The sequence below is a fragment of the Blastococcus sp. SYSU DS0533 genome, assembly GCF_054050775.1.
Genome location: NZ_JBJGZZ010000001.1, coordinates 250138 through 262477, shown reverse-complemented (window position 1 = coordinate 262477; position 12340 = coordinate 250138). Strand labels below are relative to the sequence as shown.

The 12340-nt window shown below is 77.3% G+C and carries 16 protein-coding genes; 5 read left to right on the top strand and 11 right to left on the bottom strand.

The genetic code is table 11. The annotated features are described in order from the left end of the window. Positions 1 to 52: 52 nt before the first annotated feature. From ACI79W_RS01355 to ACI79W_RS01335, 5 genes are all read right to left on the bottom strand, one after another. Entirely contained in the window at positions 53 to 712 is a 660-nt protein-coding gene (locus ACI79W_RS01355) for a phosphoribosyltransferase (RefSeq protein WP_456560293.1), read from the bottom strand. A 248-nt stretch (positions 713 to 960) separates the two neighbouring features. Beyond that, positions 961 to 2466 carry a DUF222 domain-containing protein gene (locus ACI79W_RS01350; RefSeq protein ID WP_456560292.1) on the bottom strand — a complete coding sequence of 502 codons (1506 nt, stop codon included), beginning with the start codon at positions 2464 to 2466 and terminating at the stop codon, positions 961 to 963. Positions 2467 to 2574: 108 nt separating this feature from the next. Further along, a complete protein-coding gene (locus ACI79W_RS01345) occupies positions 2575 to 2775 on the bottom strand; it encodes a hypothetical protein (protein ID WP_456560291.1) in 201 nt (66 codons plus the stop codon). Between the two features lie 23 nt (positions 2776 to 2798). Beyond that, positions 2799 to 3197: a DNA polymerase beta superfamily protein gene (locus ACI79W_RS01340; protein WP_456560290.1), complete on the bottom strand. Its 399-nt coding sequence runs from the start codon at positions 3195 to 3197 to the stop codon at positions 2799 to 2801. Positions 3198 to 3285: 88 nt separating this feature from the next. Continuing rightward, positions 3286 to 4005 carry a demethylmenaquinone methyltransferase gene (locus ACI79W_RS01335; protein ID WP_456560289.1) on the bottom strand — a complete coding sequence of 240 codons (720 nt, stop codon included), beginning with the start codon at positions 4003 to 4005 and terminating at the stop codon, positions 3286 to 3288. A 35-nt stretch (positions 4006 to 4040) separates the two neighbouring features. On the opposite strand from ACI79W_RS01335, the gene ACI79W_RS01330 reads away from it, so the two are divergent. Both ACI79W_RS01330 and ACI79W_RS01325 read left to right on the top strand, forming a co-directional pair. After that, positions 4041 to 5285, top strand: a complete 1245-nt coding sequence (locus ACI79W_RS01330) for an isochorismate synthase (protein WP_456560288.1) — start codon at positions 4041 to 4043, stop codon at positions 5283 to 5285. Between the two features lie 136 nt (positions 5286 to 5421). Next, complete coding sequence (locus tag ACI79W_RS01325; protein WP_456560287.1) at positions 5422 to 5997, top strand: dihydrofolate reductase family protein; 576 nt, start codon at positions 5422 to 5424, stop codon at positions 5995 to 5997. Here ACI79W_RS01325 and ACI79W_RS01320 read toward each other — a convergent pair. From ACI79W_RS01320 to ACI79W_RS01310, 3 genes are read right to left on the bottom strand one after another with little or no spacing between them, the layout of a single operon-like run. Next, positions 5979 to 6194: a hypothetical protein gene (locus tag ACI79W_RS01320; protein ID WP_456560286.1), complete on the bottom strand. Its 216-nt coding sequence runs from the start codon at positions 6192 to 6194 to the stop codon at positions 5979 to 5981. The genes ACI79W_RS01325 and ACI79W_RS01320 overlap by 19 nt on opposite strands. Positions 6195 to 6234: 40 nt before the next feature. Further along, the gene (gene menD / locus ACI79W_RS01315; protein ID WP_456560285.1) at positions 6235 to 7917 is read right to left on the bottom strand and encodes a 2-succinyl-5-enolpyruvyl-6-hydroxy-3-cyclohexene-1-carboxylic-acid synthase; all 1683 of its coding nucleotides are present in this window, start codon (positions 7915 to 7917) and stop codon (positions 6235 to 6237) included. Next, positions 7914 to 8876 carry an o-succinylbenzoate synthase gene (locus ACI79W_RS01310; protein WP_456560284.1) on the bottom strand — a complete coding sequence of 321 codons (963 nt, stop codon included), beginning with the start codon at positions 8874 to 8876 and terminating at the stop codon, positions 7914 to 7916. The genes menD and ACI79W_RS01310 overlap by 4 nt, the downstream gene beginning before the upstream one ends. An 89-nt stretch (positions 8877 to 8965) precedes the next feature. Here ACI79W_RS01310 and menE point away from each other — a divergent pair, with 89 nt between their 5' ends. Continuing rightward, entirely contained in the window at positions 8966 to 10087 is a 1122-nt protein-coding gene (menE, locus tag ACI79W_RS01305; RefSeq protein WP_456560283.1) for an o-succinylbenzoate--CoA ligase, read from the top strand. Continuing rightward, entirely contained in the window at positions 10087 to 10956 is an 870-nt protein-coding gene (locus ACI79W_RS01300) for a 1,4-dihydroxy-2-naphthoate polyprenyltransferase (RefSeq protein WP_456560282.1), read from the top strand. Before menE ends, ACI79W_RS01300 begins: the two co-directional genes overlap by 1 nt. Positions 10957 to 10962: 6 nt before the next feature. On the opposite strand, the gene ACI79W_RS01295 is transcribed toward ACI79W_RS01300, so the two are convergent. Continuing rightward, entirely contained in the window at positions 10963 to 11289 is a 327-nt protein-coding gene (locus tag ACI79W_RS01295; protein ID WP_456560281.1) for a DUF4229 domain-containing protein, read from the bottom strand. Then, the gene (locus tag ACI79W_RS01290) at positions 11282 to 11710 is read right to left on the bottom strand and encodes an Lrp/AsnC family transcriptional regulator (protein WP_456560280.1); all 429 of its coding nucleotides are present in this window, start codon (positions 11708 to 11710) and stop codon (positions 11282 to 11284) included. Before ACI79W_RS01290 ends, ACI79W_RS01295 begins: the two co-directional genes overlap by 8 nt. A 105-nt stretch (positions 11711 to 11815) precedes the next feature. On the opposite strand from ACI79W_RS01290, the gene ACI79W_RS01285 reads away from it, so the two are divergent. After that, positions 11816 to 12028: a hypothetical protein gene (locus ACI79W_RS01285; protein ID WP_091931071.1), complete on the top strand. Its 213-nt coding sequence runs from the start codon at positions 11816 to 11818 to the stop codon at positions 12026 to 12028. 15 nt (positions 12029 to 12043) lie between these two features. Here ACI79W_RS01285 and ACI79W_RS01280 read toward each other — a convergent pair whose 3' ends face one another. Continuing rightward, the gene (locus ACI79W_RS01280) at positions 12044 to 12331 is read right to left on the bottom strand and encodes a hypothetical protein (protein ID WP_456560279.1); all 288 of its coding nucleotides are present in this window, start codon (positions 12329 to 12331) and stop codon (positions 12044 to 12046) included. Positions 12332 to 12340: the final 9 nt, after the last annotated feature.

Here is a 12340-nt window from a genome sequence, read left to right as displayed (position 1 = left end):
TTGTGAAAAGGTTCACAAGGCCGTCGGTCCCGAGTCTAGGCCGCTGTGTGATCTAGCCGACAGTCCCCCCTCGGTGGAGCGCGTCGAGGACCTCCTCGTCGGAGGTCTCGGAGAAGTCCTCGTAGGCCTGCCCCACGGACCGGAAGCTCGCCGGCGCGAGGGGGCACTCGACGTCGTCGACGATCTCCGCCAGTTCGGCGAGGGCCGCGCGCGGACCCACCGGGACGGCGACGGTGAGGCGCGCCGGCCCGCCTGCCCGCACGGCGGTGACGGCGACACGCACGCTCGCACCGGTGGCGAGGCCGTCGTCGACGAGCAGGACGTGGCGGCCGGCCACGACGGGAGCAGGCCGGTCGCCGCGGTAGGCCTCCGTCCGGCGGCGCAGCTCGGTGAGCTCGCGCTGGCGGACGGCGTCCACCGCGGCCGGGTCCGGGTCGACGCGGTCGCGGACCGCGGGCACCCAGACGGTCTCCACGCGGTCGCCGATCGCGGCGAGCGCCCCCATCGCGAGCTCCGGTTGACCGGGCGCACCGAGCTTCCGTACGACGAGGACGTCGAGCTCCGCGCCGAGCGCGCGGGCCACCTCGGCGGCGACGAGGACGCCGCCTCGGGGCAGCCCGAGGACCAGCGCACGGGCGTCCGCCCGCCCGGTGAGCGCGCCCGCCAGCACCCGCCCGGCGTCGCGGCGGTCGGCGTAGCGGGCGCGCTGCACGGGGGTGCTAGACGATCGGGACCGGGTCCGACTCCGGTCGCGGCGTGCCCGGGTCGTCCGGGTCGGGCTTCGAGATCGGGTCGGGGAGCGGCTCCACCGGGTCCGTCGGCGCGGAGTCGGGGTCCTGGGGCTGGGGTGAGGCTGGTGTCGTCATGCCTGGTCGTTAACCACCGGGCGGCGCGGCACACCTGGCCGCGCCGCCGGCCGGACTCGACCCGGATGGATCGACGACCGTCCCGTCGGCGCGGTCAGAACGGCGGCGGTTCCTCCGGTGGGCGTGGCGGTGGAGGCGACGCGGGGAGTGCGGGCTGCGCCGACAGGTCGCGCAGACCGGGAGGCCGGGTGGTGCGGGTGACCCCGCTGGGCGTCGTCACCCGCAGGGTGCCGTCGGGTAGCAGCTCGAACCGCCAGCCGCGGGCGAAGGTCTTCAGCCGGTGGTGCCTGCGGCACAGGCAGCAGAGGTTCTCGCAAGCGGTGCGACCACCGCAGTCGTACGGCACCACGTGGTCGGCGTCGGTGCGCCCGGCCGGCCGGCCGCAGCCCGGGTGCCGGCAGGTGCGGTCGCGGAGCCGGAGGAACCGCTTCTGGGCCGCGGAGGCGTCGTGCCCGGCCACCGGCGCCGGGCACCCCGTCAGCGGGCAGCCGCAGTCGGCGGCACCGCCGTGCGCCGGGCAGCCGCGTGCGGCGAGCCGGCGCAGCTCTGCGGCGGTCACCGCGGCAAGGAGTGCCCCGACCGCCCCGGTGATCGCCACCGCCCGGCTGCCGCCCGGAGGGGCCTGCACCCCCAACGCGCCGAGTCGGGCCAGGAGCTCGCGGAGGTGGGCGGCAGTGATCGGGATGCCGTCCACGCTCGGCCCGGCCTCGCTGCCGAGAGCGCCGGCGCCTGCCGGCCGGCCCAGCGCTGCCAGCGGGGCCACCACCGTGACGTGCCCGGTCATCGCGGGGCGGGAGGTGTCCCACGGTCGCAGCACCAGCGCGGCGTGCGCCTCGGCCCGGAGGACCCCGATCGGCCGGTCGTCGCCACCGGTGCGGGCGAGTTGGGCGGCCTGGTCGATCGCCGACCACATCGCCGCCGCCACCGGCGAGGGCAGCTCGGTGGTCAACGCCGAGAGCCCGTCGCCGGTCGGGTGCACCCGCACCCCGGCCCGCGCCTCGGCCTCGGCGCGCCGCCGCTCGGCGTACTCCTCGTCGGCGGCGATCGCGGCGGCCACCAGCTGCGCTCGCAACCGGCCGGACGACAACCCCGCCGCTCCGGGGAGCAGGGCGGGGACCACAGCGGCGATCACGTCGTCGGAGGCATGGCCGAGCACGCCGGCGAACACGCGGGCGCGGAACCAGTCCAGCTCGCCGGCCGCGCACGCGGCCCAGACAGCGGGCATCCGCTCCACCAGCAAGTAGGCGTCGGACAGCACCCCGGCGGCGAACGGCCGGGAGCAGTTCAACACCGCGGCCAGCTCGTCGGGCAGGAACTCGCTCGTCCCCGGCACCGGCGACCCCGGCCCGCGGCGGCGGGCCCCCGGGTGCCCCGGGGGCGGGTCGTCGGTGTCGGGGCGGTCGGCGGCCAGCCCCATCACGAGCTCCGCCTCGTAGGCGGCGTCCATGGCCCGGCGCGCCTGCAGCCGCCGCAGCTCGGCGGCCTTCTCGGCAGCGGACAGCGCCCCCACCGGCAAGCGCGCCACCGTCGGCCGCGACTCGAGCAACCACCCCACGAGGGCACCCTCGAGGGCACTGCGGGAGAGCTCGGCGGTGGGCACGGATCGAACATACGTACGAGGTACGACAGTTCCGGTTCGACCGTGAGCGATGGACGGGACGGAGGCCGACGAGCGGATCGCCGGGCACCCCGCGTCGCACCGCGTCCCTCAGCCGGCTGCCCGATACCCCACGTGCGCGCGGTGCAGCCAGTCGTCCACCCACGCCCGGTCCGGCTCGGCCGGTACCGCCGGGCTGTCCTGCCGATCCACCAGCCGCGCCTCGACGGAGGCCAGCTCGGCGAGCACCTCGTCCAGGTCCACCTCGCCCCGGCGGATCGCGCGCAGCCGGGCGCGGTCCGGCTCGGGCACCGGCAAGGGGATCCGCCCGGTCGTCAGGAGCTCGATCCTTTGGACGCCCAGCCGCAGGGCGTGCATCGCGTACTCGCTGTCGTAGCCGTGCTCGAGGACAGCTCGGGCCGGTTGGTGTGCGCGCCCGCCTCCCCGGTCATCGCCGACTTCTGCGCGCGGAGGTAGTCCAGGAAGCGCTCCCCGGCCCGGCGTGAGACGAACCGGTGCGCGTTGTCGGTCAGCTCGGCGCCCACCTCGTCGCGGTGCACGATCTCCTCGTCGGGCACGAAGAGCAGCAGCACCGATTGGTTGCCCTCCAGGGCCAGCCGCGCCCAGGTCTGCGCCGAGTACACGACGACATCGAGGTCACCGGCGCCCGACCGGTTCGCCAGGCCACCGGGCCGGTCCCAGGCGGTGTGCCGGTGGTACTGCTCGAACTGCACCCACCCCCGGGAGCCGGCGCCGGCGCCGGCGGGTGGGCGTACCCAGGGGGCAGCGACCGGTCCCCCAGGAGCACCCGCGCCCGGCGGCTCACCCCTTGCGGCCCCGGTGCAGCGCGACGATGCCGCCGGTCAGGTTCTGCCAGGCGACGTCCGCCCAGCCGGCCTCCTGCAGGCGGGCGGCCAACGCAGGCTGGTCGGGCCACGCGCGGATCGACTCGGCCAGGTACACGTAGGCCTCGGGGTTGCTGCTCACCGCCCGGGCGATCCGCGGCAGCGCCTTCATGAGGTACTCGGTGTAGACGGTGCGGAAGGGCGCCCAGGTCGGGCTGGAGAACTCGCAGACCACCAGCGTGCCGCCCGGGCGGGTGACCCGGGAGAACTCGCGCAGCGCGGCGTCGGGATCGGCCACGTTGCGCAGCCCGAAGGAGATGACGACGCCGTCGACGCTCTCGTCGGCCAGCGGCAGCGCCATCGCGTCGCCGGCGACCTTGGGCACCGGGCGAGCGGCGCCGGCGCGCAGCATGCCCTGGGAGAAGTCGCAGGCGATCGCGCGCACGCCGCCGGCCGCGAGCTCGACCGTCGAGACCGCCGTCCCAGCTGCGACGTCCAGCACCGTCTGCCCCGGGCGGGCGCCGAGCGCCTCGCGGGTGGCCCGCCGCCAGGAGGCGTCCAGCCCGCCGGAGAGCACCGTGTTGGTGAGGTCGTAGCGCTCGGCGACCCGGTCGAACATCGCGGCGACCTCGGCCGGCCGCTTGTCCAGACCGGCCCTCACGCCGGCGGTGTGCGGGTTGTCTCGCCGGTCTGCCACGGCGTCGACGCTACAAGCCTGCCTAGGCTGGGTTCGTGACCGCGGCCGCCCTGACCTCCCCGGCAGCGGCCGCGCGCACCGCCAGCACGGTCCGCGCCGACGCCGCGGGCGAGCTGCTCGACCTGCTGCCGGCGGGCGGCGGGCTGTCCTGGGTGCGGCGGGGCGAGGGGCTCGTCGGCTGGGGCGAGGCGGCGCGGCTCGAGGTCTCCGGCCCCCGCGCGCTGGCCGAGGCCGCCGACTGGTGGGACGACTACGTGGCGAGGCTCGACGTGGAGGACGACCTCGGCGTCCCCGGGTCGGGGCCGGTCCTCTTCGGCAGCATCGCGTTCGACCCGGCGGCCGGCACGTCGGTCTTCGTCGTCCCCGAGGTGGTCGTGGGACGGCGCGACGGCGTCGGGTGGGTGACCGCGATCGGTGCCGCGCCCGAGCTGCCGGCGCCCGTCCGGGACGGCGACGGTTCTGCGCCCCGCCTCCGCTACGCCGACGGCGCGCTGGACCCGGCGAGCTGGTGCGCCGCCGTGTCGGCAGCCGTGGAGCGGATCGCCGCCGGCGACCTGGCCAAGGTCGTGCTCGCCCGCGACCTGCTGGTCTCCGCCGAGCCCGCCCTGGACCCGCGCCGGCTGCTGCACCGCCTGGCCGCCCGCTTCCCCGGCTGCTGGACGTTCGCCGTCGACGGCCTGCTCGGCGCGACCCCCGAGCTGCTGCTGCGGCGCAGCGGGCGGCAGCTGTCCTCGCGCGTGCTGGCCGGGACCGCACCCCGCGGGGCCGGCGCTGAGGACGAGCGGCTCGCCGCGGCGCTGCTCGGGTCGGCGAAGGACCGGAGCGAGCACGCGCTCGCCGTCGACTCCCTGGTGCGTGCGCTCGAGCCGTACTGCGACGAGCTGACCGCGCCGACGGGACCGGAGCTGCTCACCCTCGCCAACGTGCGGCACCTGGCCACCGACGTCGTCGGCCGCCAGCGAGCGTCTGCCGGGCTGCTGGAGCTCCTGGGTGCGGTGCACCCGACGGCCGCGGTGTGCGGCACCCCCACCGCCGACGCCGCCGCGCTGATCGGCGAGCTGGAGGGCATGGACCGCGGCCGCTACGCCGGCCCGGTCGGGTGGATGGACGCCCGCGGCGACGGCGAGTTCGGGCTGGCGCTGCGCTGCGCCGAGCTCACCCAGGACGGCGGGGCACGCCTGTTCGCCGGGTGCGGCATCGTCGCCGGTTCCGACCCGGCCGCCGAGCTGGCCGAGACCCAGTCGAAGTTCGCCGCGTTCCAGGCCGCGCTCGAGTCCTGAGCCGCCTCCCGCGACCGGTGTCGGTCCCGTCCAAGACCACGGACGCCCGGCGCCCCTACGGTCATGGCAGTGGGACGGCGCGAGGGCGCCGCCCGAGCCGAGGGAGATGGATCTCCTGGAACCGTGGAGGCACACCATGCCGCGTCAACTCGTCTGGACGGGCTTCATGACCCTGGACGGCGTCGTCGACTCCCCCGGCGGAGCCGTCGAGGGGCACCCCAGCGGTGGCTGGGTGCTCCGGACGCCCTTCGTGCCGGAGTCGTTCGCGCTGAAGGCCGAGGAGCTGGAGGAGACCACCGCGCTCATGTTCGGGCGGCGCAGCTACGAGGCGTTCTCCGGCAGCTGGCCCGGCTCCGAGGACCACATCGCCTACCGCGACCTGCCCAAGTACGTCGTGTCCGGCTCGCTCGGCGAGGAGGCGCTCGTCGACGGCTGGGGCCCCCAGGAGATCCTGCGGACGACCGAGGACGTCGCCGCGCTCAAGCAGACCGAGGGTGGCGCGATCTTCGTCCACGGCAGCGCCAAACTGGCGCGGAACCTCGCCCACGCCGACCTGATCGACCGCTACAACCTGCTGGTCTTCCCGGTGCTGCTGGGGTCGGGCAAGAGCGTGTTCAGCCGGACCGATGAGGACCGGCGGCAGCTGTCGCTGCGGGAGTCCGAATCCTACTCGAACGGTGTCATCAAGGCCCTCTACGACGTCGTGCGCTGAGCCGTGAGGGCGAGCGCACCGCCGGTCCCGCTGCGGAGCTGACCGGCGGTGCGCCCGCTGTACCGGCGCAGCGCGCGGGCGAGGTGCGGCTCGTCGTAGTAGCCCAGGTCCGCGACGACCGCGGCGGCCGCCCCGTCCAGCAGCAGGGTGGTCGCGGCTCGGGCGCGTTCGATCTGCTCGATCGCACGCCGGCTCACGGGGGCGCGCCGTGCCCACGGGCCCGCGCACCGCCGGCCGTCACCCCAGCGCCGCGGCGGCCGCCTGCCGCAGCCTGCCGGCGAGCTCCGCCTCGGCGCGCTGGTCGGTGCCGACCACGACGACCTGCGGGCCGCCGAGCCCCAGCACCGCCTGCAGCTCCGCCGGCGTCGACACCCGCGTCGCCGGCCAGCCCAGCGACTCCGCGACCGTGACCAGGTCCCGCCCGTGCGGGGTGCCGAACACCCGTCGGTAGTCCGCCGCGTGCCGGTCCTGCCCCGGCTCGAGCTGGGCGAAGATCCCGCCGCCGTCGTTGTCGGGCACGACCACGGTGAGGTCCGGCCGTGGCTCCCCCTCGCCGGGCAGCAGCCCGGTCAGGTCGTGGAGGAACGTGAGGTCCCCCATCAGCGCGAACGCCGGTCCGCCGTGCACCAGCGCCGCCCCCACGGCCGTGGAGATCGTGCCGTCGATGCCCGCGACGCCGCGGTTGGCCAGCACGGTGACGTCGGCGCGCGGCACCGCGAGCCGGTCCACGTCGCGGACCGGCGTGGACGAGCCGAGCACCAGCAGGGCACCCGCGGGCAGCGCGGCGACGACGTCGCGGGCCAGGCGCGCGGCGGTCAGCGCCGGGGCGCCGTCGAGCACCGCGTCCACCGCCGCCCCCACCCGGTCGGCAGCCGCGTGCCAGGCGGCCGCCCACGCCGCGTCGACCGGTTGGTCGGGCTCCGCGCCGGTGAACAGCCGCCGGACCGCGCTGCTCGACCGGCCGGCGTCGGCCCACCGCGGCGAGGCGCTCACCGTCTCCACGGTGACGGCGGGGTCGGCCAGCAGCGCGCTGACCGGCCGCGAGAGCGTGGGCCGACCCACCACGAGCACCCGCTCGGGCCGGTGCACGGCCAGCCAGCCGGCGGCGCCGAGCGCCAGCACACCCCCGCGGACCCCACCCGGCAGGCCCCAGAACGCGCTGCTCGGCTCGGCGACGACGGGCCAGGCAGAGCCGTCGGAGAGCCCCGGCGCGGCGTGCAGCGGGCCGTCCCCGGCGATCACCAGCGTGCGCGGCGGCAGGCGGTGGGCACGCGCCGCCCACCCGGCCGACGGTTCGGCCTCCGTCCACGGCCGCCCGCCGGGGCGGCCGGCCCACGGGGCGACGAGCTCGGCGGGCTCGTCGTCGGGCAGCAGCGGCTCGCGCAGCGCCAGGTTCAGGTGCACCGGCCCGGGGTCGGCCGAGAGCGTGCCCGACGCGATGGTCAGCGCCTTGGCGGTCAGCGAGCGCCAGTAGCGGTTCTGCGCCTCCTCGCGGCCGGCCTCGGGCACCGCGACGTCGGCGGCCCAGCGGACCGCGGCGCCGTACAGCCCGGCCTGCTCGATCGTCTGGTTGGCGCCGGTGGCCCGCAGCTCCGGGGGCCGGTCGGCGGTGAGCGCCAGCAGCGGGACCCCACCGGCGTCGGCCTCCAGCACGGCGGCGTGCAGGTGCGCGGTCGCCGTCCCCGAGGTGGTCACCACCGGCACCGGGCGGCCGGACCCCTTCGCCAGCCCCAGGGCGAGGAAGGCCGCCGTCCGCTCGTCGATGCGCACGTGCAGCCGCAGCCGGCCGTGCCGCTCGGCCGACGCGAGCGCCAGCGCGAGCGGCGCCGACCGGGAGCCGGGGGCGAGCACGGCGTCGGTGACGCCACCGCGGACGAGTTCGTCGACCAGCACCCGACCGAAGGCGGTGGAGGGGTTCACGCGGCGAGCACCTCGTCGATCCGGGCCGTCCACCGGGCGACCGTGCCCTGCCCGGCGGCGGGAACGCGGTCGGGCTCCGGGCGGACCACCGGGAGCGCGCCGTCGACCGGCAGCAGCGGGGACGACGACACGTCTCCGGCGAACAGCGCGACGGTGGCCAGGCCGCAGGCGAACGGCAGCTCGGGCAGGGCGGCAGCCAGCGCGACGCCGGCGGCGATGCCGACCGACGACTCCAGCGCCGAGGAGACGACGCACGGCAGGCCGTGGGCCTCCGCGACCCGCAGCGCCGCCCGCACGCCCCCGAGCGGTTGCACCTTGAGGACGACGACGTCGCCGGCCTCCCGCAGGTCGACGGCGAGCGGATCGGCCGAGCGGCGCACGGCCTCGTCGACCGCGACCCGGACGTCGATCCGCCGGCGCAGGGCGGCCAGCTCGTCCAGCGTGGCGCAGGGCTGCTCGACGTACTCCAGGCCGACGGCGGCGTCGAGCTCGCGGATGCGCCGCACCGCGGTGCCGACGTCCCAGGCGGCGTTGGCGTCGACCCGGATCGCGCCCTGCGGGCCCAGCGCGTCGCGCACCGCCTCGACGCGGGCCCGGTCGTCGGCCGCCGTCTCCCCCGGCTCGGCGACCTTGACCTTGGCGGTGCGGCAGCCCGAGGTGGCGACGATCGCGTGCGCCCGCCCCGCGTCGACGGCGGGCACCGTCACGTTGACCGGCACGCTGGAGCGCACGGGCTCCGGGAACCCCTCGGTGGCGGCCTCGACCGCGGCGGCCCACCAGCGGCGGCTCTCGGCGGCGTCGTAGTCCCAGAACGGCGAGAACTCGCCCCAGCCGGCCGGGCCGCGGAGCAGCACACCGTCGCGCACGTCGATCCCCCGGAACCGGGTGCGCAAAGGCACCTCGTAGACCGCCAGCTCGGTGATCCCCGCCGGCAGCGCGGTCGTGGGGAGGGCGGTCACGGTGATCAGCCTAGGAGCAGGGCCGCCGGCACCCTCCCCTCGGAGGCTCGTGGCGGGCCCCGGCGGGAGGCCGCATACCCTCGTCCCTCGTGGCTCGGCAGCTGACCCTCGTGGCCGCGGGCGAGCTCACCGACGACGACGTCCGCGCGGCGCTGGACGGCGAGCGCCCGCTGGCCGTGCTGCCCGCCGGCCCGCCGGCCGTGGTCGACGCCGCCCGTGCCGTGCTCCGCCCCGGGGAGCCGCTGGAGCCGGGCACCGACCTCGTCGTCGTCACCTCGGGCTCGACCGGCGGCGGCCGGGGGGTGCTGCTCCCCGCCGGGGCGCTGCGGGCCTCGGCGGCCGCGACCCTCGACCGGATCGGCGGCCCGGGCAGCTGGCTCCTGGCGCTGCCGGTGTCGGCGATCGCCGGGCTGCAGGTGCTCTGCCGCTCGCTGCTGGCCGGGCGCACCACCACCCGCCTCGGCGCCGGGGAGCCGCTCGCCGCCGCCCTCGCCCGCATGCCGGCCGGCGACCGCCGCTACACGGCGCTGGTCCCCACCCAGCTGCGCCGGGCCCTGGACGCCGAACCGGACGCGCTGCGCGCCTTCGACGCGGTCCTGGTGGGCGGTGCGGCCACCGACCCGGCGCTCCTCGCCCGCGCCGGGGCCGAGAATGTCGCGGTGGTCACGACCTACGGCATGACGGAGACCGCCGGCGGCTGCGTCTACGACGGCGTGCCGCTCGACGGGGTCCGCGTGCGGATCACCGACGGCGGGGTCGAGCTCGCGGGCCCGGTGCTGGCGCTCGGGTACCGCGGGGACCCGGAGGCCACCGCGGCCGCGTTCGCCGGCGGCTGGTTCCGCACCCGCGACGCCGGTGTCCTCGACCCCGGCGGGCGGCTCACCGTGCACGGCCGGCTGGACGACGTCGTCATCACCGGCGGGGTCAACGTCGCACCCGCGAGCGTGGAGGCCGCGCTGCGCGAGCACCCCGCCGTGACCGACGCCGTGGTCTTCGGCCGCCCCGACCCGGAGTGGGGGCAGCGGGTCGTGGCCGCCGTCGTCCCGGTGCCCGGGGCCGCCCCCGCACTGGCCGACCTGCGCCCGTGGGTGGCGCAGCGGCTCGGCCCCCCGGCCGCGCCGCGCGAGCTGCACCTGATCGACGCGGTCCCCACCCTGCACACGGGCAAGCCCGACCGCCGCGCCGTCGCGGCCCGCACCCCGGAGGTCTGATGGCCACCCCCGCCCAGTGGCTGGCCGGCGCCCGCCCCCGCACCCTGCCCGCGGCGGTCGCGCCGGTGCTCGTCGGCACCGGGGCCGCGGTGGCGCTCGACGGGTTCCGGCTCGTCCCCGCGCTGCTCGCGCTGGCCGTGGCGTTGGCGCTGCAGGTCGGGGTGAACTACGCCAACGACCACTCCGACGGGAAGCGCGGTACCGACGCCGACCGGGTGGGCCCGATGCGGCTGGTCGGCTCCGGCGCCGCCACGCCCCGGCAGGTGCTCGTCGCCGCGCTGGCGGCCTTCGCCGTCGCCGGGGTCGCGGGGCTGGCGCTGGCGGCGCTGTCGAGCTGGTGGCTGGTCGCGGTGGGCGCGGTGTGCATCGCCGCGGCGTGGACCTACACCGGCGGCCCGCTCCCCTACGGCTACCGGGCGCTCGGCGAGGTCTTCGTCTTCGTCTTCTTCGGCCCCGTCGCCGTCGTCGGCACCACCTACGTGCAGACCCGCACGCTGCCCGGGCTGGCGTTCGCCGTGGCGGTGCCCATCGGGCTGCTCATCGTGGCGATCCTGGTCGTCAACAACCTGCGCGACATCGAGGGCGACGCCCGGGTGGGCAAGCGCACGCTCGCGGTGCTGCTCGGCGACCGCGGCACGCGGATGCTCTACGCGGCCCTGCTGGTCGTCCCGTTCCTGGTCATCGCCGCGGTCGGCGTCACCCGGCCGTGGGCGCTGCTGGCGCTGGCCGCCGCGCCGCTGGCGCTCGCCCCCGCGCGGACGGTGCTGGCGGGCGGCCGCGGACCGGCGCTCATCGCCGTGCTGGCGTCCACCGGCGTGCTGACGCTGGCGACCGGCGTGCTGCTGGCCGCCGGGCTCGCGCTGAGCTGAGCGCGGCTACTCGGCCGCGCCTCCGCTGAGCCGGTCGCGGAGGTCCTCGCGAGCCGCGCGCCGGGCGATGCTGCGCGCGGCGAGCGCCTCGGTGAGCCGTTCGCGCGAGGGCCGGAGCAGCACGTAGGAGACCGGCATCGACAGCAGCAGGCCGAACAGCAGGCCCGGGAAGCTGCCCAGGCCCGCCCACCAGAGGACCAGGACGAGGGCCGCGGCGATCGCGAACCGGCCCACGGTGTACACCATGAGCCAGGGCAGGACCTTCGGGGGCGAGGCCGCGCCCCCGGCGGGGCCCACCGGCGCACCGGCCGGGTGCTGGTCCTGATCAGCCATGACGGCCCTCCCACTTGGTCGAGAGAACGACCGTCGTCCTCGTGCGTGCGACTCCTCTGATGCGGTTCAACGCGTCGATGGTCTCCTCGAGTGCCGCGATGTCGGTCACGCGCACCTTCAGCACGTAGTCCTCACCGCCGGCCACGCGCCAGCAGTCCTCGACGGCCGGGAGCGCCTGCAGCTCGTCGCGCACGCGAGGGTCGTCGACGGCGTCGCTCTCGATCAGGCTCACCAGCGCGGTCACCGGCAGCCCCACGGCGGCCGGGTCGACGACGGCGCGGTAGCCGAGGATCACCCCGGCCGCCTCGAGCTTGCCGACCCGCTCGTGCACGGCGGGCGAGGAGAGCCCCACCTGCCGGGCGAGCTCGGCGTAGCTGGCGCGCCCGTTGGCGCTCAGCAGCTCGACCAGCTGCCGGTCCACGGCGTCGATGGTGGTTCTCCGTCCTGCCCGGGGGTACCGCTGTCGGTTGTGCGGCACCGAGTATCGCCGCCGACGTACGCTGGAGTCCGACGAGGGGGTGGGCCCGTGGTGTTCCTGGTGGTTCTCGTGGTTGCGGTCGTGGTCGTCGCCCTGGTGGTGCGCGCCGCGGCGAACGCCGGACCCGAGGGCAGCGTGCGTCCCGCGCGCCGGCCTCAGCGACCCAAGGGCCCCGTGAAGTTCGTGGCGCCGGACGACGACCCGGAGTTCCTCCGCGAGCTCGAGCGGCGGGCCCGCAGGGACGACGGCTCCCCGACCTGAGCCCAGCCGGTCGCGCTAGGCGGCCGGCGCCGCGCCGAACAGCCGGCGCCAGCCGCGCCGAGGCGCGGCCTCCGCGGGGACGGGCGCCTGCGCGGCGGCGGCCTCGTCGTCCAGGTCCCCCGGCCACCCGAGGCCACCGCCCCCGGGGGCGGGCTGGTCCCCCGGCCAGCCCAGGTCGCCCTCCTCCGCCGCGGACCGCGGCCCGTGGTGGTACCCACCCGCGGCCTCGACCGGCCGGCCGGCGAGCGCCGCGGCGACGAGGGGGTGCTGCGCCGCGCCCTCGGGCGCCTCGTGCCTACCCACGGGACGTCT

Excerpts from the sequence above, each read along its gene's own strand:
- ACI79W_RS01325 (WP_456560287.1), top strand. The coding sequence starts at position 5,422 with ATGCCGCGTCAACTCGTCTGGACGGGCTTCATGACCCTGGACGGCGTC.
- ACI79W_RS01300 (WP_456560282.1), top strand. The coding sequence starts at position 10,087 with ATGGCCACCCCCGCCCAGTGGCTGGCCGGCGCCCGCCCCCGCACCCTG.
- ACI79W_RS01295 (WP_456560281.1), bottom strand. The coding sequence starts at position 11,289 with ATGGCTGATCAGGACCAGCACCCGGCCGGTGCGCCGGTGGGCCCCGCC.